The 25,492-nt window shown below is 48.8% G+C and carries 21 protein-coding genes; 14 read left to right on the top strand and 7 right to left on the bottom strand.

Features of this window, described 5'->3' with window-relative positions; all coding sequences use genetic code 11:
* Window positions 1-56: 56 nt before the first annotated feature.
* Window positions 57-1,754 (bottom strand): arylsulfatase, encoded by a 1,698-nt coding sequence (locus tag ACFSW8_RS16850; protein ID WP_377178820.1) that lies wholly within the window; start codon window positions 1,752-1,754, stop codon window positions 57-59.
* 305 nt (window positions 1,755-2,059) lie between these two features.
* Window positions 2,060-2,215: a hypothetical protein gene (locus ACFSW8_RS16845; RefSeq protein ID WP_377178818.1), complete on the bottom strand. Its 156-nt coding sequence runs from the start codon at window positions 2,213-2,215 to the stop codon at window positions 2,060-2,062.
* A gap of 60 nt (window positions 2,216-2,275) precedes the next feature.
* Between ACFSW8_RS16845 and ACFSW8_RS16840 the strand changes: the two genes are divergently transcribed.
* Together ACFSW8_RS16840 and ACFSW8_RS16835 are read left to right on the top strand one after the other, a co-directional pair.
* Entirely contained in the window at window positions 2,276-2,668 is a 393-nt protein-coding gene (locus tag ACFSW8_RS16840; RefSeq protein ID WP_377087884.1) for a PEP-CTERM sorting domain-containing protein, read from the top strand.
* A 92-nt stretch (window positions 2,669-2,760) separates the two neighbouring features.
* Window positions 2,761-3,426, top strand: a complete 666-nt coding sequence (locus tag ACFSW8_RS16835) for a discoidin domain-containing protein (protein WP_377087885.1) — start codon at window positions 2,761-2,763, stop codon at window positions 3,424-3,426.
* 11 nt (window positions 3,427-3,437) lie between these two features.
* Here ACFSW8_RS16835 and ACFSW8_RS16830 read toward each other — a convergent pair whose 3' ends face one another.
* The 3 genes from ACFSW8_RS16830 to ACFSW8_RS16820 form a co-directional block, all read right to left on the bottom strand.
* Window positions 3,438-4,835 (bottom strand): YARHG domain-containing protein, encoded by a 1,398-nt coding sequence (locus ACFSW8_RS16830; RefSeq protein WP_377178816.1) that lies wholly within the window; start codon window positions 4,833-4,835, stop codon window positions 3,438-3,440.
* Window positions 4,836-5,003: 168 nt separating this feature from the next.
* Complete coding sequence (locus ACFSW8_RS16825; RefSeq protein WP_377178814.1) at window positions 5,004-5,651, bottom strand: PEP-CTERM sorting domain-containing protein; 648 nt, start codon at window positions 5,649-5,651, stop codon at window positions 5,004-5,006.
* A gap of 332 nt (window positions 5,652-5,983) precedes the next feature.
* Window positions 5,984-7,090, bottom strand: coding sequence for a GntR family transcriptional regulator (locus ACFSW8_RS16820; protein ID WP_377087891.1), 1,107 nt, complete (start codon window positions 7,088-7,090; stop codon window positions 5,984-5,986).
* A 43-nt stretch (window positions 7,091-7,133) separates the two neighbouring features.
* Here ACFSW8_RS16820 and ACFSW8_RS16815 point away from each other — a divergent pair, with 43 nt between their 5' ends.
* From ACFSW8_RS16815 to ACFSW8_RS16805, 3 genes are all read left to right on the top strand, one after another.
* Window positions 7,134-8,108 (top strand): phytanoyl-CoA dioxygenase family protein, encoded by a 975-nt coding sequence (locus ACFSW8_RS16815; RefSeq protein ID WP_377087893.1) that lies wholly within the window; start codon window positions 7,134-7,136, stop codon window positions 8,106-8,108.
* Window positions 8,109-8,205: 97 nt separating this feature from the next.
* Window positions 8,206-8,913, top strand: a complete 708-nt coding sequence (locus ACFSW8_RS16810) for a creatininase family protein (RefSeq protein WP_377178812.1) — start codon at window positions 8,206-8,208, stop codon at window positions 8,911-8,913.
* Complete coding sequence (locus tag ACFSW8_RS16805; protein WP_377087898.1) at window positions 8,910-10,019, top strand: zinc-binding dehydrogenase; 1,110 nt, start codon at window positions 8,910-8,912, stop codon at window positions 10,017-10,019. Before ACFSW8_RS16810 ends, ACFSW8_RS16805 begins: the two co-directional genes overlap by 4 nt.
* Before the next feature lie 32 nt (window positions 10,020-10,051).
* Here the strand turns inward: ACFSW8_RS16805 and ACFSW8_RS16800 are convergent, their stop codons facing one another.
* Window positions 10,052-10,843, bottom strand: coding sequence for a helix-turn-helix transcriptional regulator (locus ACFSW8_RS16800; RefSeq protein ID WP_377087900.1), 792 nt, complete (start codon window positions 10,841-10,843; stop codon window positions 10,052-10,054).
* 196 nt (window positions 10,844-11,039) lie between these two features.
* On the opposite strand from ACFSW8_RS16800, the gene ACFSW8_RS16795 reads away from it, so the two are divergent.
* The 5 genes from ACFSW8_RS16795 (at window position 11,040) to ACFSW8_RS16775 (ending at window position 16,214) form a co-directional block, all read left to right on the top strand.
* Window positions 11,040-12,014, top strand: a complete 975-nt coding sequence (locus ACFSW8_RS16795) for an aldo/keto reductase (RefSeq protein WP_377087903.1) — start codon at window positions 11,040-11,042, stop codon at window positions 12,012-12,014.
* Window positions 12,015-12,029: 15 nt separating this feature from the next.
* Complete coding sequence (locus ACFSW8_RS16790; RefSeq protein WP_377087905.1) at window positions 12,030-12,836, top strand: phytanoyl-CoA dioxygenase family protein; 807 nt, start codon at window positions 12,030-12,032, stop codon at window positions 12,834-12,836.
* Between the two features lie 159 nt (window positions 12,837-12,995).
* Window positions 12,996-13,853, top strand: a complete 858-nt coding sequence (locus ACFSW8_RS16785) for a hypothetical protein (protein ID WP_377087907.1) — start codon at window positions 12,996-12,998, stop codon at window positions 13,851-13,853.
* A complete protein-coding gene (locus ACFSW8_RS16780) occupies window positions 13,853-15,409 on the top strand; it encodes a hypothetical protein (RefSeq protein WP_377087909.1) in 1,557 nt (518 codons plus the stop codon). Before ACFSW8_RS16785 ends, ACFSW8_RS16780 begins: the two co-directional genes overlap by 1 nt.
* 1 nt (window position 15,410) lies before the next feature.
* A complete protein-coding gene (locus ACFSW8_RS16775; protein WP_377178810.1) occupies window positions 15,411-16,214 on the top strand; it encodes a hypothetical protein in 804 nt (267 codons plus the stop codon).
* Here ACFSW8_RS16775 and ACFSW8_RS16770 read toward each other — a convergent pair.
* The gene (locus tag ACFSW8_RS16770; protein ID WP_377087911.1) at window positions 16,208-17,356 is read right to left on the bottom strand and encodes a helix-turn-helix domain-containing protein; all 1,149 of its coding nucleotides are present in this window, start codon (window positions 17,354-17,356) and stop codon (window positions 16,208-16,210) included. The genes ACFSW8_RS16775 and ACFSW8_RS16770 overlap by 7 nt on opposite strands.
* A 117-nt stretch (window positions 17,357-17,473) precedes the next feature.
* On the opposite strand from ACFSW8_RS16770, the gene ACFSW8_RS16765 reads away from it, so the two are divergent.
* The 4 genes from ACFSW8_RS16765 to ACFSW8_RS16750 all read left to right on the top strand — a co-directional run bounded on the left by ACFSW8_RS16765 (window position 17,474) and on the right by ACFSW8_RS16750 (window position 25,378).
* A complete protein-coding gene (locus ACFSW8_RS16765; RefSeq protein ID WP_377087913.1) occupies window positions 17,474-18,166 on the top strand; it encodes a PEP-CTERM sorting domain-containing protein in 693 nt (230 codons plus the stop codon).
* 700 nt (window positions 18,167-18,866) lie between these two features.
* Window positions 18,867-22,271: a DUF6288 domain-containing protein gene (locus ACFSW8_RS16760; protein ID WP_377087916.1), complete on the top strand. Its 3,405-nt coding sequence runs from the start codon at window positions 18,867-18,869 to the stop codon at window positions 22,269-22,271.
* A 190-nt stretch (window positions 22,272-22,461) separates the two neighbouring features.
* Window positions 22,462-23,943, top strand: coding sequence for a sulfatase family protein (locus ACFSW8_RS16755; RefSeq protein ID WP_377087919.1), 1,482 nt, complete (start codon window positions 22,462-22,464; stop codon window positions 23,941-23,943).
* A 127-nt stretch (window positions 23,944-24,070) separates the two neighbouring features.
* Entirely contained in the window at window positions 24,071-25,378 is a 1,308-nt protein-coding gene (locus tag ACFSW8_RS16750; RefSeq protein WP_377178808.1) for a sulfatase family protein, read from the top strand.
* Window positions 25,379-25,492 lie beyond the last annotated feature (114 nt).

Raw genomic sequence — 25,492 nt, 5'->3', positions numbered from 1 at the left:
GGGCGATGAGAGATAATTTGTCCTCACCTCCGGGTCTGATCCTACCCCACTTCTATCTAACGATCCTCCGGAAATGGCACGGCCTTCACACGCCTCGCCCAGCTCTCCCATTGCTGCCGCAGCGCCTTTACTTTCTCAGGGTACCGAGCTGCTAGATTCTCTGATTCACTTCTATCATCACTCAGATCATAGAGCTCCCACCGTCCTTCCACCCTGTCATCCACCGTCACCAACTTCCAGTCCCCCTCGCGCATCGCCGCGTGATTCTCATGCTGCCAATACAGCCTCCGCGCTTCCCCAACAACATCAGGATCCTTCAAATAAGATACCATGCTATGCCCCTCCATCGGTGGAATCCGATGCCCCCGATACCTCTCAGGATAAGTCGCTCCACCGAGCTCGCACAGCGTCGGCATGATGTCGATTAAATGAAAACTTTGACCGGAAACGATCTCGCCTCGTGCTGGCAGCCCGCCCGGCCAATGCACGATCAATGGACTCGCAATCCCCCCTTCGTGCACGAACTTCTTATACTTGCGCAGCGGCGTGTTTGAATATGCCGCCCACCCCTGACCTTGCGAGATCGACCAGCCACCACGCTTGCGCCAATGGTGATAATTCCCAGAATGAAACCTCCCCCATTGCATACCAAAAAGCCCAGTCTCACCCGAACATCCATTATCTGATAGAAAAAGAATCACCGTGTTCTCATAAAGCCCCTTCGCTTTGAGATGTGCCACTAACCTCCCAACATTTTGATCAAGATTCTCCACCTGCGCAGCATACATCGCACGCCTAAAGTCGAGCTCTTCTCTATCCTTCTGTGCCAGAGAACCCCAATTTCTTAGCCATTCACTCTCCACCCCCACCTGTGTAAACCCCCGGATCGATACATTCTTGAACCCTTTGACACGTGGTAACTCTTGTCCCTCAGAAACCACCCCTAACACCCGCATACGCTCTAACTTCTCAGCCCGCATAATGTCCCATCCCTTCAGGTAACGCCCACGGTATTTCTCAATCAATGCCTCTGGAGCCTCTAACGGAAAGTGCGGCGTGTTATAGCAAAGGTGCAGTAAGAATGGCTTCCCAGATTCCTCAGCCGCTTGATCTACATAATCGATCGCCACATCTGTAAAAAAGTCTGTGATGTAAAACTCCTCATCTGGCCGATACGGATTCACCGGGTCCTTGCCCGCCGGAATCAACAAGGTGTTATCTCGGTAGATCTCACAGCCCTTGAGCACAGACCAGTAAGCATCAATGTGCGAATACACCCCCGTGAATTTATCAAAACCACGCTGCTCTGGACGTGCCTCCTTGTCCGTATGCCCAACATACCACTTCCCTGAAAAAAAAGTCCTGTAACCAGCCTGCTGAAGAACCTCGCCAAATGTCACACACCCACGACTCAAGTTCTTGCGGTACCCATCACCATAATCTCGGTACACCATGTGACCAATCCCCACCTGATGCGGGTACAAACCCGTCAGTAAACTCGCCCTCGAAGGACAACACCGCGATGTCGTATAAAACTGGGTAAAACGTACACCTCCAGCTGCTAACGCATCAATATGCGGTGTCTCAATTTCCCCCCCGTATGAACCAATGTCCGAATACCCTAAATCATCTACCAAAATCGTGATGATGTTTGGCCGGCTCACCGCCCATGCCACAGAGTGAAAAAGCAATGCCCCCCACAGTAACAAGCGGCGTACCAAATCTCCAAAACCCTGCATTCTCACATTCATCATTGCTCTCTCTATCATTCAATGACCTCCACTCACGGCGTGCCACCTCCCCTTAAATTAAACAACATACCCCCCACTTGACTACCCGCCAAAGCCCACATTCCACCTCATTTTTTCCACATCCCCCCCCACACTCAGCGTCGCAATTTGAAAATCTATCTTCCGTCCTGAGACCTTAACAACACACCCTATCCATGAAGAAATAGCCTCAAGCTACTTCCCCTTATGAAAAAAATACTTATCCTACTCCCCCCCTGACACTCAATACAATCCACGCAGCCACTGTCAGCTACTCGGTCTCTGAACGCCTAAGCATTGGCAATGCCATCAGCAGTGACGGCTGGACTGGCGATGACCTCCCCAACTGGATCCTCGCCTCGCAAAATGGCCTGCTCTACGCCCGTAACGACAATGGTGGAGATAACACAATCACCAGACTCAACGATGCTAACTTTAGCTACCAATTTACCCCCGCCACCACCCACATCTCACTCGAAACCACAGCACGACTCACCAGCAACTTCATGCAAAGTGGCTTCTACTCCAGCACCCATGGTGACGTCCTCGGTTGGGGCCTAGATTTCAATAACTCCAACCAGTACTTCATCATCGCAAATGGCTCACGTACCAACCTAGGCGCCTTCTCTGGTGGCGATGCCAACCGTACCATCCGCCTCGACTACGACCTCCTCACCAACCAAGCCAGCCTCTCCGTCAATGATACCCAAATCGGAAGCTCGGTTGCTGGCCAAAGCAATACAGCGACACGCATCCTCACCGCTGATGGCCTGTTCACCCGTCAAAGCTCAAAATACCAAGGAATCGGCACCCTCTCTATCACTAGCGTGCCAGAACCGAGTACTAGCTCACTCGCTCTCCTAGCAGCTCTCACCTTCACCCTTAAGCGACGCCGCTAACCTAGCTCTACCTAGCATTCAGACCAGCCCCCTCATCTATCTCCTTGACCCCTCTCAGACACCCATTCATAGTCAAATCTATTCTATTTTCTATGAGTGCACGTCTCCTCCTCATCTCCAGTGCCCTTCTCACTGCCCAAGTGAGTGCGGCGAACCTCGCTCTCAATGCCACCTACGCATACACCGATGGCCCCATGCCACAGTTCGATGGCGGTACCTTCTATTTCGATGATGGTCACGCCGGAAATAGCAGCCCCAATGCCTTTGATAGTGGAGATCTCAATGACGACACCTTCTTTACCACTGGAGCCCCTACCTCTCCAGCCGTCAATACAGTCGTCGCTTGGAACCCCGTGACTGATGGTTCAGGAGCGGTCATCCCAACAGAAATCACTTTCGACCTAGGCACCCTCGCAGATATCACTTCTGTTAGCCTCTACAGCTACGTCTACACCTCCTTCGCTCTGGGTGCTCCAGACGACTTCAACCTCTCCTTCAGCACCGATGGCCTCAGCTTCACCCCCCAAAACACGATTAACACCAACTTCACCTACACCACTGGTCAACAATTCATCACCACAAACCTCTCCCAAACTGCCCGCTACGTCAGACTCAATATCGATGGTGACACCATCGGCGGTGATAAATATAGCCTCACAGAAATCCAAATCGAAGGCACGGCTATCCCAGAACCAAGCACCTCTGGACTCCTTCTTCTCTCCGCCAGCGCATTGCTCATCAGAAAACGCCGCCGCTAATACCAGCTAGCCTAACGCCGCTCGTAACGACGAATCAACAACACGTTCTCTCGCTCCACCGCGTTCATCGCCGCAAATACCTGCTCCATGTCCGATGACTTTGGCTCGTAAAGTGGCCCCATAAACTTGGCCAAAGCCTTGCCTTTCTCCGATTGGAATACATAGCCATTACGTGCAAAAATCTCATTGCGCGCACGCCACAGCTCCCCGTTGCTCAAACTCTCTAATTCATACTGATTGAGCCTTCGCACACTCGAATCAGCAAAAATCCAACCCGCTTTATCCTCGGGTTTGTTAGGACGTGCACGCCCCTTTTCATAAGATAAAATCAGCGCCACGTTGTAGTGCTCAACCGCGTTAAAACCAGCCTCAACCTGCGCTGCTGACTTACCTTGATTCTTATAATGCCTCCCTAATGATGCCGCGTAGCGCTTCCCCTTCGCCGACTGAAAGGCATATCCATGACGCGCATAAATTTCATTGCGTGCCCGCCACAACTCTCTCTCAGAACGCACCCGCATCTCAGCCTCAGCAATCTTGCGCGCCCCCGAATAGCCAAACACCCACGGGCTTTCCTCGCTGGGCTCCGGATCCAAATCTTTCTCAGGCTCATCAGGGTGATACACCACAATATCCTGCACCACAAAAGCCTGACTCACCTTCTTTTGAAATGTCGCATAACTCACCCATGCATAGCCGCCATCACCCCATCTCGTCCCCCATGAATTGATCAACTTCACCGCCTCCTTGCCATCATCATACCCCACCACACACATCGCGTGCCCCCCTTCAGAATTACTCCTCTGACCGTGACTAAAAACGCCACTGCCACGGTGCTTCATAAAATCATTGCCCACGTACATGCCTATCAGAATGGGAAACCCACTCGCCAAATGGCTTTTGACTTCGCCAATCTCTTTCGGATTCACTCTGCGCCATGACGCTATCGCAAATTGCCGAGCCTCTCGCCTAACAGCATCACTCGGCTTCTTATCATCGTTGCCAGCATCATAGGGAAACGACGCCAAGGTAGCCACACCCTGCTGCATCAATAAATCCAAGGCCGATGTAATATATGCACCACCTCCATCTAACTTAATCTGGTTGTAGATGAAAGCTGGGCTGAAAAGCTCGTTAGACACCCTCCCCGGCCACTCACGTTCCTTCTTCTCTAAATACCCCTTGAGCGCATAAGCCGTCGCCCACCCCACACATGACCCTTGATCACCCTGATCACCCGGCCGCGGAAAACTCCCAGACAAATCCACCCGCTCAGGTAATTCACCCCGCATCGGTGCCACTGCCAAGGGAATGTCACGGTACACCTCAGGATCCTCAAAAACCGCTCCGCGTGTCTGACCAAATACCCCAGGGGCCAATAACAATGAAACAATCGTGAGAATACGCATGACGCCCACCTTTATCCAATCTCTCGCCCAAGCATCAAGCCCAATCCTCCCATTACCCAACCACCGAAGCTCCCCTAACACTCTCGCACGTCTGGCCTGTAAAATGAACTTTGCTGTAACCCAGCTCCAGCCTCAAAAAGGGAATGACAAACCAACCAGTGTATCAATTCACCCACGAGGTCGTTTTCTCACTCCCAGTACCAATCCTCCAATCGCCAAGAATAGTGAGCTACTTGGCTCAGGTACAGGCACAATCGTAAAATCCGCCTCCACTCCTAACAAACGAAACTCACCTGGATTTCCATCACTCGCTCTTACCTGAACAGCAAATTCCGAATCTTTATATGGATTAGTTCCCGTTAAGGACTGAAAAGCTGCAGTTTCCAAATTGCTCGTAATATTTGTGTATCCTTGTGTTCCAATTCCAACAGATATTCCCACCCCAACACCAGCTGACGTAAATCCTGACAAACCATTGAACGTAAGGGTCGCCCCACTGTCGCCTGAAGTCTGCATGAAATTACTAAATGTGACTGTAATATCCTTATTGAGAGTATCATCACCACCTGGTAAATGGCTCATTGCTATGAAACCTGTACCCGCTTGACCATCGATCGTTTGACGCCCATAAGAAATACCACTGCCTCCCGAGTGCTGTAAACCTGTGATAGTTGCCGTTGCTGTAAACGAGACTCCTCCCTCACTAACAATTACTGAAATCGGATCGGGTGGCGCCAAAACAGTGTTACTAATATTTCCAGAACCACTGTCTAATTCCGTGAAATCAATGCTCACAGAGATAGCGTGAAGCTGCATGCTAGCAAGGCATGTCACTGCTAAAATGAAGAATAATTTGGGAGTTTTCATCGCACTTAAAAAAGTAATTCATACACGTCACTACCCTATTCTGTAAATATAATTATACACTTATTCTTACTCCAAAAATTAAAAATCCACTTATCGAACGGATGAACTTCCTCGTAGACAGTGTGGACAAAATGGTTTGCCGCAAGGCAACTGACTCCATATCACCCTATCTAAAATCGGGCGGTGAAGCAATTTGTCCACACCGCCTATGGTGCGACACCCTAATCAGCTGGAAAATAAATGAAACAGAGTTCTAAAGCCATAACTACTTTGTTCTTCGATTACCCAATCACCGAAGCTCCCCTAACAAATTCTGGCATCACTAAAGTCTCACTCCCCCCCTCCTGCCGCTTCAGTGTCCCCTCAACCCTCTGCACCAACTTGCGGCTCAAGCCACTTTCAGCCATCGCATAGTAGGCCACAGCCGGATGCTGGTAAGCTAACGATGGTCCATCAGATAAACAGATTAATGATAAATCACGCCCCACGTACACCCCATACTCATACGCTAACCAACCCGGCAACAAACTCGCCGCTTTGTACGATGTCACCACCATTGCGCGCAACGGCACCCCCTTTTCTAGCAATTGGCTAACACGCAGCTTCAAATGTTCTAAATCCCGATACCGCATCACCACAGCCTTCCCACCCAACCCCTCAACCACCTCCCGGTACCCGCGCTCCATCCGTGCCACACCTTCTAACTCCCACTCGGGCCTCACGAACAAAATCTCGCTAGCATGGTGCCCAGCTGCCTGTAACCTTCCCACGGCATGCCTTGCCGCAGCGTGATGGTCTAAATCTATCGACTCTAACGCAACCCCAGTCGAACCTAACACCACTGCTGGCAGGCCCTTTGCGCTAAACCACCTTTGTGCAGCCACAGATGCCCGGTGCAGTACCCACACCGCCCCCGGGAACTTGGCGACTAATCGCTCAAGGCTTCGCCCCGGTGACTTCTGGCCTAAGGCCGCCACCGATTGCACATCCACCTCCTTTAATTGACGCCGCAACGCATCCACACAGTGCAAAAATCCGTGGCTAGCTTGCTGTAAATCATCCGAAGTCAATACCACCACCTTGCTTAAATCCTCCGCTACCTGCGTCTCCAAAACAATCACATTGCGCCGCTTCTCAACCCCCAACACCCCCCGCGCCCTCAAACTCAATATCGCCGCATGCACCTGGTCCCGACTCACCCCCAAATCCACACTCAGCCATCGCTCACTCGGCATCACCCTATCCCACTCCCCCCTACCAATCCTCTCCTCTAATGCCTGAGCTACTTGCTCATACACCTTCTTGCGCTGAAATTCCCTCGCCATCTCACCCACTATAAATTCTAGTTGGACTTTTAAAAAGGCCAAACTCGTCAGGTTGCTCCTCATCCCCCTAAACCACTATTCTACCACCAACTAGCAAGCAACTGACATGAGTACCACTACCCCAATCATTGAACCAGGCCTCGAACTCAAAAGCCGTGGCTATACCCTCGACACCTCCCCAGAAGCCTTCGGCTTTCTCAATGAGTTCACCGAGGACCCCCTCGAGAACATTGCCGCCTGCAAGGCCCAATACGAACGCGACGGCTACCTCTACATCAAAGGATTTTGGGACCGTCCTGAAATCGTCGCTATTCGCGAAAAACTTACCTCCCGCATGGCGCACCATGGCTTCCTAGCAGATGGCTCAGCCCCCATGGATGCCATTCCACACTCCAAGCTCCTCAGTGGAATTGATGACAAAGACAAGGGCTCTGCCACCCTCGATGGAATTGTGGATGAAGTTCCTGCAATCAAAGATGTCCTCTACCAAGGTCGCATCATGGATTTCTTCTCCGCCTTCCTCGGCGGCCCCTGCCTCCACTTTGACCAAATCTGGTACCGCGCCATGGCTCCCGGCTTCGGCACGGTCTCCCACTGCGACCTCGTCTACATGGGCCGCGGTACCCACCAACTCTTCACTAGCTGGGTCCCATGGAGCGATATCGACCTCCGCACCGGCGGCCTCATGATCCTCGAAAATTCACTCAATCACGAGGAAACGCTCGCCCCCTACCTCGATCGCGATGTCGACGACTATTGCTCTAACCGCCCTCTCCCCGAAGGGCTCGACCTCGAAGCAACCACCGATAATAAAGTCTGGGGAGGCTGGCTCTCAAAGAACCCCGTCACCCTGCGTGAAAAACTTGGCGGACGCTGGCTTACCTCACCAAAATTTGAAATGGGTGACCTGCTCACCTTCTCAATGAAACTGGTCCACGGATCTCTCGATAACCAAAGCAACCACATCAGAATCTCCTCAGACACCCGCTACCAACTTGCCAGCGAACCCGCTGATGAACGCTGGGTCGGCCCCGCTCCACGCGGCCATGTCGGTTACCACAAACGAGGTAAAGTCTGTTAATCCAGCGGCTCTACATGAACCAAACCATACTGGTGGAAATGCCATACCACCGCATCCCCCTTTTCCACCAGTCAAGGCTCAGACTACTCCTCTCCCCATGCAACAAAACGATATCTCCCACCTCCTCCCGCATCAAATCTACAGCGCCCTCGAAACCAACCCCATCGCCTGGATCCCTCTGGGCGCTATCGAATGGCACGGCTGGCACGCCCCCGTCGGACTCGATGCCCTCACCGCCTCTGGACTCTGCCAACACGCCGCCAATGCCCTCGGCGGGGTCGTCCTCCCACCACTCCACTACGGCGCCTTCGCCTCTATCGCCGATCACCCCTGGACCATCCTCCTAGATCGAGAAGATTCCGACATCATCGTCAGACTCATGCTCAAAACCCTCACCCGACTCGAAAGCCTCGGCGTCAAAAAAGCCGTCATTCTTACCGGACACTTCGCCGTCGTCCAACACGATGCCCTCGCCGAACTCCAACAACAATGGCAATCCAAATGGCGCGCCCTCAAACTCATCATCCTCAGCCCCACCGATTGCCCTGATCTCCCACTCGATCCTGACCATGGTGGCCTCTTCGAAACTTCACTTCTCCACTCGCTTAAGCCCGAAAGCATCGACCTCACACAGATCCCTAACACCCCCATTGAGGAAACCAATCCCGCTGGCATCCAACGCCGCGATCCCTCACACCCACTCTTCGGCGTCATCGGGGCAGACCCCAGAGCTCTCGATCCCGCTCAAGCTGACCAACTCCGCGATCACCTCCTCGATTGGATCATAGAACAAGCTAAAATATGAAAACACGCGCCGCTGTCGCCTTCGAACCTGGAAAACCACTCGAAATCGTCGAACTCGACCTCCAAGCACCCCAACAAGGTGAAGTGCTTGTAGAAATGCTCGCCACTGGCGTCTGCCATACCGATGCACACTCCGCCTCAGGCGCAGAACCCTGGAGAAAATTCCCCTTTGTACCTGGCCACGAAGGCTGCGGTGTCGTCCGCGAGCTCGGACCCGGCGTCCAAAACCTCAAGCTTGGTGACAAAGTCATCCCTCTCTATAAATCCGAATGCGGACATTGCTACCCCTGCCGCTCTGGCCGCTCTAACAACTGTTATACCATCATGCCTACCCAAAAATTAGGCGTCCTGATGGATGGCACATCACGCTTAAGTTATCAGGGAAAAGATGTCCTGCACTACATGGGATGTTCCACCTTCTCCCAGTGGACTGTGGCTCCTGAAATCTCTTTTGCAAAAATTTCCTCCGAGGCTCCTGCTGAAGAAATCTGCCTATTAGGCTGTGCAGTGACAACAGGTGTCGGTGCCGTGCTCAAGACCGCCAAGGTGCACCCTGGCAGCACGGTCGCCGTCTTTGGCCTCGGAGGCATTGGCCTCTCATGCATCCAAGGAGCTCGCATTGCTGGGGCCGACAAAATCATCGCTGTCGACCTCCATCCCGAAAAATTTGAACTCGCCAAACAACTCGGAGCTACCCACTGCCTCCAAGCAGGGAAAGACGCTAACATAGGTGAAGTAATCCAAGAACACACCAATGGAGGCTGCGACTACACATTCGAAGCCGCTGGCTCCATTGCCGCAATGCAAGATGCTCTAACATCTGCTCACCCACTCTGGGGAACCTGCTGCCTTCTTGGCAATACGGGCCCCGAACAGCGCCTCAGCTTCCACCCCACAGAACTTCTAGGTGGACGTAAAATCATCGGCTGTACCTTCGGCGGAGTCATGGGAAGAAGCGAACTCCCAAGCTACGTGGACAGAGCACTCAACGGAGCAATCCAACTCCGCCCCATGGTCACCCACCACCTCGACCTAAGTGAAATCAATCATGCCATCGATCTCATGCATCAAGGAAAGAGTATCCGCAGCGTCATCCGCTTTACCTAGTGTGGTGCAGCATGCGAAGCGATCTGCCTACTCTACGCTTTGGGCCGGTGCCCCATCCTATATTCTCGCGGTGTCTGTTGTCGGCTTTTTTTAAAAGCATTATGAAAAGCCACATTGCTTGAATACCCCAGCCGAGTGGCGATCTCCTTCAATGGCAATGTCGTCTCCCGTAACAAACGCGCCGCCTCATTGAGCCGTAGCCGCAACAAATAGCTCTGAGGCGTCACCTTCAAATCCTTCAAAAAACGTCTGCGCAGACCACTCGGCGTCAACCCTGACTTCGCTGCCAAGACCTCCACACTGAGAGTATCCAGTGACTGCGTCTCAGCCCACTTCACAATCCCAGAAGTGCTCGTTTCCCTTGCCGGATTCGGTACCGTTGCACGTAAAAACTCACCTAATATCAAGGTTAGCAATGACTCACGCATCAACTGCGTCATCGGCGTAGGTTCCGCCACCGCCAACGCCAATGCCCGCTCAATATCCGCCTCCAACTGTGGATTCCTCGGCCCCTTGCGCACAATCGAAGCGTGGGTCTTGCCCGCAAGTATCGTAAAGGGCTCAGGTAAACCCTGACCATCTCCAAGCGAAAAATGCTGCACCGATGCTCTCGCTTCACTCTTCCTCCCAAAGGGTGAAAATGCCGTTTGAGGAAAGAGTAAAACCCCCTCACCTGCTCCCAAACTCACACGCCCCTTCCCTGTGATCATCAAATCTAACCTGCCCTCGTGAATGAACAACAAATCAAAGTGTGGCCACACCGCCGGATGCATCACACTCTGCTTGTTAAATTCACCATAGCTGTGCAGTAAAAATTCAATCACGCACGATATGATGAATAATTATTACTTTTTGTAAATATTGTAATGTTTCGACCCGGCCAAGCCAGCGGCATAGTCGTGACCATGAAAGAGCAAACAACACCCAAAGCGAAACGTCCCAAGCACTCCCTGCACTGCCACCCCACCCAATGTCGCCAGTGCCCTCAATGCCGTCGCAAACTCTCTACCAAGTAAGCGCATGCAATACCGATCCTTTGGCAAAACAGACTGGCAAGTCTCAGAAATTGGCTTTGGCGGCTGGCAACTCGGAGGCACCTGGGGCGAGGTCGATGACCGCGAATCTATCGAGACCCTCCTCTACGCATTCGAGCAAGGCATCAACTTTGTCGATACCGCTGCGCTCTATGGCGCTGGACGTTCCGAAACAGTCATCGGTAAAGCCCTTAAACAATGGAGTGACAGCCGAATCTACACAGCCACTAAAATCCCCCCCACCGTCTGGAACCAACAAATGGATAACGAGAGCCCCATGCGCGGTCGCTACCCACTCGTCCACATCCGCCACCAGGTTGAATCCTCCCTCAAACGCCTTAATACCGACTGCATCGATCTCATCCAACTCCACGGATGGTACCACCGCGGTGCCTACGAACTCGATTGGTTAGAAGCCCTAAACACACTCAAGCTTGAGGGAAAAGTAGCACATATCGGAGTCTCCCTGCACGATGCTCGCCCCGACCAAGGCGTCGCACTCGCCCAGCTCGGCCTCGTCGATTCCATCCAAGTCCTATTCAATATCTTCGAACAAGAACCCCTCGACGAACTCCTGCCCGAGGCTGAGAAAAGTAATACCGCCATCATTGCGCGTGTGCCACTCGACTCAGGGTCCCTCACAGGTACTTGGTCCCACGACACACTCAAGCAATGGGATGCCACAGACAAACGGCATCAAATGTACGCCAAAGACGGAAACTTTGAAGCCACCCTCCAGCGTATCGATGCCATCAAACAAACCTGTTCCCCACACTTCTCCAACCTCGCTGAAGCCGCCCTACGCTACGCTCTCCACCCAAGTGCCGTCAGCCTCACCATCCCTGGTATGCGCAATAAACATGAAGTCGACCTCAACACCCGTCACTCAGATGGTAACGCATTCCCCGCAGCACTCGTATCAGCGCTCAGCGCACACGCCTGGAAACACAGCTTTTACTAACAGAAACTAACAACTATGGAAACCAAACTCACAACCGACGCCCTGCTGAAACATAAGCAACGCCTCCACCACGAATTTAACCTCAACGGATACGTATCCATCCCAGGATTCTTCAATGCCGATGAGCTCGCTGAAATCAAAGAAAATAAAGCGCGCTTTATCCAAGACGTCGTTCCAACAATGCCCGACACCCAGGTCTACTATGAAGACCCCAGTGATAAGTCGACACTCAAGCAACTCCAAAATATGTGGCAGCACGATGCCTTCTTCGGCTCCATGATGGACGAACAAAGCAAGCTGCGCACCCTCTCAGATATCTGCCTCGGTGAAGCCAGCCGCCCGGTCAACATGCAGTACTTTAATAAGCACGCTGGCGGTGGCCAAGCCACCCCACCCCACCAAGACGGCTACTTCTTCCACCTCACCCCAAATCACGCCATCACCATCTGGTTTGCCCTTGAAGATGTCGAACCCGAACAAGGCTGCGTCAACTACGTCCAAGGTTCCCACAAATTTGGCATGCGCGCCCACGGCTCCAGTGGCGTTCTCGGATTCTCCCAAACCATCCTCGACTTCGGCATCCCCTACGACCGCGAAAATACCATGTCCTTCCCGTGCAAAGCCGGCCACCTCATTGCCCACCACTCACTCACCACCCACTGGGCGGATGGCAATACCTCTAAAACAAAGTCGCGCCAAGCCATGGGAGCCATCTACTATGCCGCCTCAACCCAAGAAAATGTCGCCTCCAAGAAAGCCTACCAAGCCGCTCTCGATGCCCAACTCACTGCCGCAGGAAAACTCACTGCCGCAGCAACCTAGACCATAAGCGCGTGTAATAAGCACACAACCATTTTAGCAATGCCGGATACATTGCTGTAAACGAAGCCCTCAGGCCATCCACCACGGCCTGGGGGCTTTCTGTTACCCATAGACCTATTTCCTGCTTGGTATCTTAGACCTGCTCCCTAACATCCAGCTGTGTTTTCTCTACCTCGTATATTCCTCACTCTGCCCAGCCTCTGCTTTCTCAGCAGCTGTGACCCTGCGGAAAAATCCTCCCCAGCTGGTCCCTCAGCTGAAAAAAAACCCACACCAAAAAACTATGACCCAGCTTCAGTCATTCTCGTGCCCTATCACTCCCACCAGAACATCCTGCGGACATACCCAACACATAGAGGAAATCTTCTTCACCATGAGTTCCAACATACACCCGCAAAAACTACACAAGTCCCAGCCACCCTCCAATCGCAACTCAAGCAAAAAACCTACTACCTGCCTCGCCAAACTGGCTTCCTCCATTCCTTACTACCTGACTCAGATAAAGCTGCCATTCTCTACCTCCCCCATGACTCAAACTATCTCGTCTACGGCCCGCCTCAACTCATTGAAAACTTCGAATCCCACTACTACCACATCCTAAAAAACCTCCCTAGCCTACCCTCTCTCAGCATCAAAATTTGCAGCATCCCGCGAGATGAAACAGCGGGAAAATCTTGGTCAACCAGTGATCTTGACCGCGCCACAGTCCTCCAACAACACCTACTCAGCACCACGAATGATGGATTCATTCACTTGGAGTGGGATACACATAACCAAATCGAAGCCACCCTCACTCGAACCAACGAAAAAGGATTCTATGAACTCAAAAACTTCACATTGAAATGCCAAATTCCAGAGACTCAGTTGAAGATTGAGCGCACGTCCCAAAGCATACTCCACCCAACTCAAGCTCAGATTTTAGAGCTCTCACAGGATAACTTCCACCACTACATTCTCGTGATTCAAGTCACTGAGTTAGACTCCAGCGGTCAAACAAAACTAACACCCACTCTCTAATGCGCTCCATATTCCTTATTTACCTCCTCAGCATCATAACATCGCTGGCTGATGAGCTATGTTCCTACCAGGTGCAACCAGCCTTTATAGATTATCTCGTGCAGCACACCCCCTACGGACCCGACAAAAATGCTTTAGATGACCCCTTTCACGATCCATTTTCGTGTGACCATTACAATTTTAAGCACATGCATAGAGAATCGCATCCTGATCCTGCCAGCCTCTACCTAGAGCCAGTCGTAGCTCCTCAGTTAGCTGACTATTTTGCTCCAAATGATCGGGTCTACAATGCAGCAAAACTCCTCGCAAAGTTCAATATAGCCCCCTCGATAGGCGGGTGGATCCTCTACAACGATAGTAAAAAACAACTCCACTGCTATCTACTTGAAGATCTCAAAAAACTCAAAAACCTCGCAAACGCCTACAATCAGCTCGCACCTATCCAGTGTTATTCATTCATCACACTTACTGAGAAAAACCAATATACCCACCAAAGCCTCTTCCATGCATTTTCCACCCCCGCATCCACCACGATCGGTCCATACAAATTGAACTTAAATGCAGAAATCAAGGACCAGAAAATTTCTCTCCACTACAAAATTGAACACCCTAACCAACAAAACCCTCAAACCGGCATCCTCAACTCCCAGACCAACTGGAATATTCCCATCGACAATCAACGCAGCCTCCACATTGACTTTCGTAAGCAACAAGTTGCCCAAGCTCCAGCCCTCACTGAACTTATCCAGGATGCACGTCTCATTACTCGCCCTTCAGCCCCCCCTAACATTCCAGATGCCGATGCCACACCTTTACTCCACGTCTTCAGCAAACAAAGCTTTCTGATACACGAAATTTTTCAGCTATCTCTACCAGACCAAGATGACCCCTTCGCTGAACCTGATTTCAGCACACTAGAGTCACTTCATAACAACTACCTACTCATGAGCAAAATGCAGCTCGTCACTGCGCCTAACATTCCTGAAAAAAGCCATGAAGACGACATCTGTATCGATGTCACACAATGGCTTTCCATGCATGGTATCGATCACAAAGCCGGCACATGGGCTGTACTTAATATCACTCAAAAAAACCTGATTACCTACAATACTCCACGCCAGATAGACCTCATCGAACAACTTCTATCACCTCTCTGCTGTGGCTGTAGTAACCCCAGAAACATCGCCATCCAGGCCTATATAGTCCAGCTCCCAGCCCATTCCAACCCACTGACATACCAAGCCATCAAGAACCGTTCATACCAGACACTCGCTAGCTTTAGCAACATTGGCAGAAGTGGGGAAAAGTCGACAACGCGGCTCCAAGAATCACTCGATGAAGATGCCCCCATGAGCTGTGAGTTCGAACCTGTCTTGTGTGAAGATGGCTACCATGTAGACTTGCACCTCTCGCTGAAATGCCCAGCACTCAGCCATACATCTGTAGTCACTCTACAAGACGGCACCCCTCTTGCCACCCTCCTCAAACAAGACTCCCATAATGCCACCTACCTCTTGCTTGAAGCATCTATCAAATCGCAGCTCCACACCCACTAACATGATCCGCTTCTTCATCGCTCTCGCCCTCATCAGTATTCTCAATGCTGAAACCATTCCACGCCCCAAGCCCATTGACGCCGACAAACGTAAACTCGTCTATCGTAGCCTCACTATCAGAGACCACTCATATAATGAACTTTTTGGGAACACCCATCTCCCACGCCTCACTCACCAAGAACTACCAAAACAACTACGTACTGAAAAAAGTACCGAATTCCAGTTCGTCAATCTCGCCCCACTTTTCTCAAACTCTGAAGGCTACGTCATGGGCAAGGATGAGTGGGCCATCTACAATACTTCCACCTCTCAACTCCACCTCCACGCCAGTGAACAACTCTACAAACTCATCAGAATCAATGTCTTCACTGAAGATAAGATTCCACTAATCAAGATCCAAGGAAGACTGATCTCAGTCAAACGCCAGAACGATCCCTTCGCTGAGTGGACCATGGAAATGGTCGAACAATCTAACGCCAAGGAAATACTGCTCTTTCACAACCTCAGTCGCAGTGGAGAGTTAACAATTTTTACAAATCCTAATAAACTTTCTAAACACCCAACAGAGGTGGAGATAGAGGCAGTTCTGAGTGAAGACTATAGCATTATGGACCTGCGCCTTGCCCTCTTTGCTGTTGAAACAGAAAGTAAAAAGAAACTCACACTTTCCACCGGCCTCACCCTAAAAGTGAACAACACCTTTATCCAACCGATCGGCATCTCTACCGACAAAGATCGACTCACCTTGCTCATCCTCCAGCCCTCCCTGATAAATATCAAAGGCCAAACATTTAAAGATCACTGAGATGCCTTCTGGAACTGTCGCGGAGACTGCCCCGCCACCCGCTTGAAGGCCGCAGAAAAGTAATGCACCGAGGAGAATCCACATAGCCCAGCAATCTCGGTGACACTCTTCTCAGATTCTAACAACATTTGCTTGGCATCTTCTATCCTCAGACGACGTAATTCTTCATGCACGCTCGTATTGAGAATCTCGCGAAATCGCATTTCTAAGACCCTACGAGATGCTCCAGCAGCTTCAGCCACTTCTGGCACCCCTATGGGTGCACGATAATGCGCATGGAGAAAACTCAGGGCCTTGGCCATGACCGGATCCTTCTCTTCCACATGTCCAGTGCTGGTACGGCCATGGATGCCATGGGGGGGAATGCTGATGTGTGAGTGGACCAGCTGCTCGCCTTCCATCTTTCGGTGCACCCGCTCAGCCGCCACAAAACCGCGATGCCACTCGTTCAGCTCAACAGTCGTCAAGGGCACGGGTGCCAATTCAGCAGTGCGCTGAGCATCCTTATCGATCACCACAATCGCCACATCTCGCGGCACCTGCAAACCTCTCGCTTCCAATTGCTGGATCAGCGAAAACGCTGTCCCAGCATGAGGCAGACACAAGCCTATCGCTCCCACCCCCTCGCGATGCAATGCCTTCACCTTGCGCATGAGTCTATCGTAAACCTGCACATCATCCCCAAAAACCGATACCTCTCTTAGACCACTCGCACGCACTGCTTCCTGAGCTCCCTGAGCAAATTTCTGATCAAGCTGTCTCGGTGATAAAACAGGAATCAACATGGCTTTCACTCCCACCCGCAACAGCTCCTCTACAGCCATCCGACCACATGCCTGGTAGTCGGGAGTCACCGACTGCGCACTGCCTTCCCTGACTAAATCCATCGACGGTATTCTCAACGCGCGCATGCGCTCTAGAATAGCTTCTTGGTCCACCAAACCAAAGATCACCCCATCCCATTTGATGTCCTTTGGTGCCCAGTCACCCCGCACCGACCACCGCGCGTCCAACAACAAGCCATGCTCCACACAGTAAGCCTGCGCCCCCTCCAACAGCTTCGGGTTAAAAAAATCCATCACCAAACCAATCGTCCGCTTTTTCATCATCGATTTATCAACTCTCCCCATCGTTCTGCGCAAAATCTTAAAAACTTCGCGCAATCTTGCAAAGACGAAATCTCAAATCTTGTTACCCTCAGAATTCCTCTATCTCGTTGATTTTGAGACGAGAAAACCTCAACTGAATACACAAACACTATGAATAAATTACCCCTGACACTCACTGCTCTACTAAGCCTGAGCGCAATCAGCCAAGCTGCAACCGTCGCATCGGATAATTTTGCGTCAGATGGAGCTCTCGCTGGTCAGACTGGCGGAACTGGCTGGTCTGGCGCATGGACTGGTGGCAACTTTACAGTCACATCTGGCCAAGCCCTCGCTGGTGGAGCAACCACTGCTACGCGTCTCTTTAATGGTGGAGCCATCACCGTGGGAACCAACGATACTCTCACCATTAGCTTTGATTTAATTCTTGCCGAAACATTCTCAGGAAGAGGTGTCGGTATCCAGCTTTTAGATAGTGGTGGATTTGATTACTACATTGGTAAACGCCAAAATGGTAGTTATGGTCTGCATGATAATGGAGGAACCGGAGGTGCAGATTTCGCCAGTTTTGCATCCGCACCAATCAACCAAACCATCACTACTGTGATCACTTATGATGGAGCAAACACTAGTTTTGTACTCTCTGATAACAATGAAACTCTGACCGCTTACTCCGTAGCGGGCCAAGTAACTGTCGATGGTATTGGAATACAAACTCTCCACACAGGAACCAACGGCAACGGTATCGATAACCTCTCAGTCGATCTCGTCGCTGTGCCAGAACCGAGCGCCTCAGTACTTATTGGCCTCGGAGGAATCGTACTCATCATGAGCCGCCGTAAATAATCGACTAGATTCATTTCACATTGATCTTTATATGCTCCTATCAACTCTCACAAAGGTATAGATCTCTTATTGTAATCAGATTTATACCCAAAAGATGAGTGTGTAGTTGACCAGAGCACTCTAAGTAAATTGTAAACACAACTAAAAGTGCAGTAAGAGAATTGATGAATCTCTTCCAGAAATAGTTAGATCGTATAAACTGCTCCACAGAAAACAGAATCAAGAGCCACTCTATTCGTTCATACATCCGACTATCTCTTTGCAGCATGGGGAAAATGCCGGAACGCTTCAGGAGAAATCAACGACAAGCAACACAGCTTCCTGACTATGAAGAAGGATCACACCATTGCCAATGGTTAAGCACCACTTACTCAACGTGCAACAAACGCATCATTGCACATGCTGTATCTAAAAATTGAAGCGGAGCGGCATATGTAAAAACAATCTATCAAAAAACAGTTTTATAGAATAATGAGTAATACTATCTTCAGTATAATCATTTTATATTGTATAAAATATCGGGAAGTCTGATTTGGACTACTACCGTTATCGATAACAGACATGCGGAAAGAAGATAGCCAAAAATGAGCGGTATTAAAAACAACTGATCAAATCATCAAACCCGCCCCCAAAGAACGAGCCTGTAAACAAAGCTACTACTCGTCACGTCTACCAAAAATTATAGAACATCTGATAATCAATGAATACCATATTTACCATAAAAGCATGGAACTTATCGATAGGCATACTGGCAGCAACAGGGGCAGTCTACGCATCCTCTTTTGATACAACTCAGCTCCCCGAGTTCCAAGCTAAAACCCTCGCTGCCGAGGGGAAAGTAGAACTCAACAGTGAAACCGCTCCCAAAAATAAGCATGTGTCGCCGATAAAGGCTAAGGCTGTAGACTTAGAAGAATGGTATGAAAAATATCCTCCGCCATGGTCCACCTACTTTCATGCACATAAATTACCCCCTAAGGTGATTAGAGAGAAAGTTCAGTATACCTTTGGCCCTCTGGGTATTCGAACACTGATGCATGATCAATATTGGATGCGTTTTCGTCCTGTATTCAAGGCAAGTGTTCCATCCTTTTTGTTAGATACAGAAGACGATCTATCAATAAATTGCTATGAAGTAGTCGGCACATATGAAGGTTCTCCATCTCACGAAACCCTACTACCTGGAGATATTATCTATAATGTAAATGGAAATGACTTAATCACTGGAAAGAAGTACTGGGATAAGAATTATGTCTATAAGGGTAATCGAGGTATAAATATTCATATGGGTGAGCTGATCGACAGTAGTGAAGCCACAGGTGAAATGACTCTAAAAGTCATACGCTCCTCTGAAATGAGCCCCGAAGATAAAAACGCGAAGCACTTTGTAAAAAAAGCTGAAGAGATTCTTGATCAAAGAACATTGAAAAAAACACAGCAAGTAATTGAACTTCCCGTAGACGGAAAGCGTGGCTTGTTGAAGTTGTCCTTCCAGAATACCACTGCTCCAGACAAAGCGGTGACCTATCAATTTAAGCGTTTTGGCTTCTATACCCATGCTGGGGAATTCCTGTCTTACGAGAACTATGTGTGGAAGAGCGGAAAACAATTGGAAACTCTCATCACAGGGTCTGGCGAGCAAGAGCACAAATTTACTAATACAGGCTCGGAAAACTTATTAATCCAAATACCAGCAAACGCAAAAACCTTTGTCTTTGATCTCCACAACAAAACTCATCATAGCAGAGCTGATATAGACTTCTCTGCGACGTATAGTCCTGATGAAAGTATAGTGATTCCCAAGAGCCTAAAGAAGTATGTTCGTAATGTTAGAATAAAATTACCTACCTTGGGGAAATTTTCTGAGACATTCCCTGACAACTGTCAGAAATCAGAGATCTTAGCAGAACTGAATGCTGATTTCTTAATGCGTAACCAGGCTGAAGATGGCTCATGGAGTCGGGACAAGTCATATTGTGGCCGACATTTTGATACATCAATGGCTGCTTTAGCTTTGCTCAGTATGGGGGATTCCAAATATGATCAGGCTATTAAAAAAGCTGCACACTTCATCGCCTTTGAGTGCACTTATGATATGTGGACTCTTCCTAAAGCACAATGTTTGCTCTTTTTAGCTGAGTATTATCTTCGATACAATGATGAACGCGTATTACTAGCCTTACAAAACATTCATGATAATCTCATTAATCAGCTTGTAGCAGATAATACTGCAGGACATGGAGGCAGAGTTCCTGCGTATAAGGCGAAGGGTATGAATTTAGGCTCATCTAATATAGCACTAGCCTTTGCTGTCGCATCCAAAACACCCATTCAACTCGATGTAGAGAAAGCCAATGGCGTATTCAATCAGTTGGCTCGTCTTGCACCCAATGGGGCAGTGCCATACGCCAGAGCCAGCTATGAAAGAGCAATTGATAGTCTAAGCTCAAAAAATACCACACCTACACGCAAGGGGAAAAATAGTGGGGCCCGTACCGGTCCAGCTCTACTGGGTGCCCAAATCTATGGGGCTAACCAATTGTTTACAACCAAAGCAACACAGCACATGAGGGAAAAACTAGGCTCTGCTGATGCAGCGCATGCTGTTAGCTACATGTCACTTGTATGGAGTTCACTGGCCATGGCGCGTTCTGATAAAGAATTATTTTATGAGAACATGCAATTGTTCAAATGGCGATTTTGTATGGATAGAACATACGATAATGGAGGTTTCATTATCAATCCCTTGGATGTTTTAGATCACCAAGGAGCAGAGCGCGTTGTAGGTTTGTGGTGGAGAACTGCAGCTATGGTATTAACTCTCAACGCAAACAAAAAAAATATGGTGATTACTGGAGAAGAAAAATACTTACCTAAACAAATGAATAAAGTTTTAGTAAGTGACTCATATGGATACTGGATGCGTAAAAGCATGTTGGACCGTTGCTTTGCAGTAGCTTATCAGTTAGGAAAAAAATCACCCGAGAGTCTCAAAGAGTATACCATCAGTCTTAAAAACTTGAGTGATGACCCCTCGCTGGGCAACAAATTTGACGAACTTACTGATAAATATCTCATGCAGGTCATTAGAGACATTTATGCATTGCCACTCCGAGATGAGGTTTTCAAGGCAAGCTTGATTGAAGTTATCGCTGGAATTAAGTACACAGTAACTGCATCACCAAACAAAGAAGGATCAAAACTTACCTGGGAGCCTTATAATGGAGCGCTACATAAATACCAGCATCTTAAGATCTCAAGACCCGTCCTTGTTATACCTGCTATTTCTGGAGGCAAGAAATTAGTATTCTCTAATAAGTCTCTGGAGCATGATATTAAAACTATCAATACAGAAAAAACTATCCCTTTGGAAATCAAATATACCATCGGAGATATTAAAATGTCCTACATTAGGAAATTTACATTAAGTCAAGAGACACTGACTAACAGTATTACCGTAGAGGCTAACATTGAACGGCAACCATCAGGAAATGAAATATACTTCTCTCTTAAGAATGGACATTCTATAGGTGCATTTATGGGGAATTTTAAATCCTGTAGGTTAATTATGGGAGATAAGCAATTTGTGGTTAACAAACGTGACTTTTGGCCAATAATTACAGGATCTCGTTGCGAAATTGAATACCACCCATCCGCCGAATTGGCATGCCCTTCTGTATATTCTATTAAAATTTTAGAGAATAAAGTTAAGTTAGCCGACATTAAGTCAATCACTACTGAAAGTGATAGAGTCAATCATAGCAACTTACTTGAATTTCTAACAGACTCTGACCCTGACACCGGAATCAATATAGAACCTTCCAAAAATGATTCTGATATAGAATTTCTCTATCAATTACGTAAAAAACAAAAGGTGAAGCACATAAACTTTCTCTATGATGAAAGAGAAAAGAACCATATTGTTAAAGTAGAAGCCTTTGTTGATGGAAAATGGACCTTAGTCTCAGTAGACGCGATTGAAACGCGCAAACTACCTCATTCTATGAGTGATAGATACCGAGTGACCCTAACTCTGAAAAATAAGAAAAAATTCATCAAAGGCTACAAAATAAAGGAAATGGGCCTCTATGTCTCACCTAATTAGATTTCTTTGAGACTCTTTTAACATTTCTGATTACACTTGGGTTCATGCTTAACCAATTTGCATATCTGTTACCTGCCAACCATTAGTGCATTAATAAATTTTTGGGCAGGCACCCAAGTGCTTTACATTACTATCACCCGTCTCAATACACGCACACGCTAACACATTCCACTTCAAGATTATTCATCTCATGTTCACTAAATCACTAAACAGCATCGCGTTGGCATTGCTTTCCACCAGCCTCGCTAGCTTGACCAGTTTTGCCAGTACTGTTCCAGATGCCCCTCGACCCGCACTCGAAAAGCCCAACGTCATTATATTCTTTCTCGACGATAGCGGCTACGGCGATATCAGCCACAATGGCAATCCAACCATCCATACGCCAAACATCGATCGTCTTGCTCAAGAAGGCAAATACTTCACCCAATTCTACGTTGGTACTGCAGCCTGTAGCGCCTCGCGTTATGCTCTGCTCACTGGGCGAGTTCCTGGACGTTCGGGCTTGAAATCCTGGGTCATAGGGCCGAGCAGCCCACGCCACATTCACACTCAGGAAATTACTCTAGCCGAAGGCTTGAAAACCGCTGGCTATAAAACAGGTATGTTCGGTAAATGGCATTTAGGTAGCCCTAACGAAAAGAACAATATGAGTACAGACACTCTGCCCCTTGCTCATGGATTCGATCAATGGGTTGGGACTAATGTTTCTCATGATTATGATAATGCACAGCTACTTAAGAGCGACATCAATGGCAACACTCCCATCAAAGGATATTCACGTTTAGCCAAAGATTTGCCTTCCGACTTAAAAGCCTCTGAATCACTCACCGGTCGCTACACAGATGCTGCAGTTCAATTCATCAAAGACAACAGGGAAAAGCCCTTTTTCGCCTATGTCGCTCACAACCAACCCCACCTGGGTCTTTACGCCAGCAAAAAATTTAAAGGTAAATCCAAACGGGGCTTGCTCGGTGACGTTATGGCCGAAGTCGACGATTCTGTCGCTCGCGTAATGAAGACATTGAAAGAAGAAGGCATAGACAAAAATACTCTGGTCATCTTTTCCTCCGATAATGGCCCCTGGCTGTTGTTCAGAAATACCGTAGATCACCGAAAGTACGGAGAGGCACGCCTGCACATCGGCTACGCTCACCCCTTCCGGGATGGTAAAGGCTCGGCTTCTTGGGAAGGAGGCTTCCGCGTCCCTGGTATTTTCCACTGGCCAGGTACTATCGATCCTAAGCGTGAACTCGAACCTGCCAGCACTTTAGATATTCTCCCAACCCTCTTCAAGATTTGCAATGTAAGTGTTCCCTCGGATCGCAGCATTGATGGTAGGGACATTCGGCCACTACTTTCTAACAAGCTATGCGACGACAAGGAAGTCGCTCCATTCAACTTCATCTATTCCTATTCTAACAACAAGCCTTCAGCCATCCGCAAAGGTCCATGGAAATTACATGTTCGCATCGGCTCACAGCTGCGTGACAACTATGGCTACAAGGCCGATCGCAACACTCCCTTGCTCTTTCATATAGAAGAAGATTGCGCTGAGCGTATCAACCGAGCCGAAGATCATCCCGAACTTGTCAAAGAAATGCTCACAGAACTCGAAAACCACGAAGCCCAAGTCAAACAAGAAGGCAACTATTGGGATAAACCTAAAATCTAAAAAACAAATACTCTAGAGCGTCTATGCCCCTAGTATCGCAATAATCCAAAATCTAATGGGATGCATGAAGTGCACAAACAAAGTCTGCGATATCAAACATAATCATTAAATTCATCCTATCTAAACCATGCAAATATCAATGAAATTTAGTCTACATATTCTCAAACTTTTTACGTTCTTTTTCATCTCTTACTCCAGCCTTACGAAGGCCGATAGCAAGCCGAATATCATCTTGATCATGGCCGATGACATCGGCGTTGAATGTTTCTCCAGTTATGGTGGCAAAGATACTCATACGGAACATCTTGATGCTTTGGCAGCAAGTGGCCAGCGTTTCAAACAATGCTATTCACAACCCTTATGCACACCGTCAAGGGTACAGATCATGACGGGGCGCTATAATAATCGCAATTATCAGGGTTTTGGCTGGCTTGACCCTAAGGAAGTCACTTTTGCCAACCTACTCAAGAAGGAAGGTTATTCCACCTGTATCGCTGGTAAATGGCAGCTCGGGGGAAATGAAAAAACTATCCAAAACTTTGGCTTCGACGAGCATTGCCTCTGGAACATGCATAAGTACAAAAAAAGCGACAAGACCGCCATCGAAGAACCGAAAGATTGGCTCAGACGCTTTGACAACCCAACACTGTACCGAAATGGTCAATGGTATCAACCTGGTGAAAAAAGCTATGGCCCTGAAGTCTGTACAGATTTTATCTGCGATTTCATCGGCCAGAACAGAGAAAAGCCATTCCTAGTTTATTATCCGATGATTCTCACACACTCGCCTTTTGATCCGACTCCCGACAGCAAAAGCCGCAAACAGGATATAAAGCAGAATTTTACCGATATGACCCATTTTATGGATAAGATGGTCGGTCGTATTGTCGCCAAACTCGAACAAGAAGGTATTCGCGACAATACCCTTATCATCTTCACCACCGACAATGGCACACACTCGAAAATCAAGTCGAACACTGACAAGGGAGTGATTCAAGGTGGCAAGAATCAAATGACTGATGCTGGCACACACGTACCACTTATCATCAATTGGCCAGGAAAAATAAAACCCGCTCTTAGTTCCGAATTAGTCGATTTCTCAGATATTCTTCCAACTTTAGTTGAGACAGCGGGTGCGGAACTCCCAAAAGACCGCCACATCGACGGTAAATCTCTACTCCCAGTACTAGAGGGCAAAGTAAATTCACGACGCGAGACTATCTTCTGTTATTACTGGGACTATGGGCGTAACAAAGCCAAAGCACGTGCATGGGTGCGAAACGAACGCTACAAACTCTATGATGATGGTAGCTTCTTTGACATTACCGCGGACAAATCGGAAAATGAGCCTCTAAAAGAAATAAGCGCCACACAGCAAACTATCAAAGCAAATCTACAAACAGCTCTTCAAGGCTACCTCCAACAACAGCCCTAAGCTCGTGAGCCCGCAGGGGGGACCACTTTTCAATTTGCTTTTCAAGAGTAATTTTCCGAAGCGACGGCACCGTCTCCCCGTCACATATGTATTAAACTCAACGCGCCAATATAA

Source organism: Rubritalea tangerina (assembly GCF_042683245.1).
In the GTDB taxonomy this organism is placed as follows: domain Bacteria; phylum Verrucomicrobiota; class Verrucomicrobiia; order Verrucomicrobiales; family Akkermansiaceae; genus Rubritalea; species Rubritalea tangerina.
This window is presented reverse-complemented; position numbering and strand designations above follow the sequence as displayed.

Coding starts and splice junctions, on each gene's coding strand:
- ACFSW8_RS16810 (WP_377178812.1), top strand. CDS start 8,206: ATGCAACAAAACGATATCTCCCACCTCCTCCCGCATCAAATCTACAGC.
- ACFSW8_RS16780 (WP_377087909.1), top strand. CDS start 13,853: ATGCGCTCCATATTCCTTATTTACCTCCTCAGCATCATAACATCGCTG.
- ACFSW8_RS16830 (WP_377178816.1), bottom strand. CDS start 4,835: ATGCGTATTCTCACGATTGTTTCATTGTTATTGGCCCCTGGGGTATTT.
- ACFSW8_RS16820 (WP_377087891.1), bottom strand. CDS start 7,090: ATGAGGAGCAACCTGACGAGTTTGGCCTTTTTAAAAGTCCAACTAGAA.
- ACFSW8_RS16795 (WP_377087903.1), top strand. CDS start 11,040: ATGCAATACCGATCCTTTGGCAAAACAGACTGGCAAGTCTCAGAAATT.
- ACFSW8_RS16805 (WP_377087898.1), top strand. CDS start 8,910: ATGAAAACACGCGCCGCTGTCGCCTTCGAACCTGGAAAACCACTCGAA.
- ACFSW8_RS16760 (WP_377087916.1), top strand. CDS start 18,867: ATGAATACCATATTTACCATAAAAGCATGGAACTTATCGATAGGCATA.
- ACFSW8_RS16850 (WP_377178820.1), bottom strand. CDS start 1,754: ATGATGAATGTGAGAATGCAGGGTTTTGGAGATTTGGTACGCCGCTTG.
- ACFSW8_RS16825 (WP_377178814.1), bottom strand. CDS start 5,651: ATGCAGCTTCACGCTATCTCTGTGAGCATTGATTTCACGGAATTAGAC.
- ACFSW8_RS16815 (WP_377087893.1), top strand. CDS start 7,134: ATGAGTACCACTACCCCAATCATTGAACCAGGCCTCGAACTCAAAAGC.
- ACFSW8_RS16765 (WP_377087913.1), top strand. CDS start 17,474: ATGAATAAATTACCCCTGACACTCACTGCTCTACTAAGCCTGAGCGCA.
- ACFSW8_RS16750 (WP_377178808.1), top strand. CDS start 24,071: ATGCAAATATCAATGAAATTTAGTCTACATATTCTCAAACTTTTTACG.
- ACFSW8_RS16835 (WP_377087885.1), top strand. CDS start 2,761: ATGAGTGCACGTCTCCTCCTCATCTCCAGTGCCCTTCTCACTGCCCAA.
- ACFSW8_RS16840 (WP_377087884.1), top strand. CDS start 2,276: ATGCAAAGTGGCTTCTACTCCAGCACCCATGGTGACGTCCTCGGTTGG.
- ACFSW8_RS16755 (WP_377087919.1), top strand. CDS start 22,462: ATGTTCACTAAATCACTAAACAGCATCGCGTTGGCATTGCTTTCCACC.
- ACFSW8_RS16775 (WP_377178810.1), top strand. CDS start 15,411: ATGATCCGCTTCTTCATCGCTCTCGCCCTCATCAGTATTCTCAATGCT.
- ACFSW8_RS16790 (WP_377087905.1), top strand. CDS start 12,030: ATGGAAACCAAACTCACAACCGACGCCCTGCTGAAACATAAGCAACGC.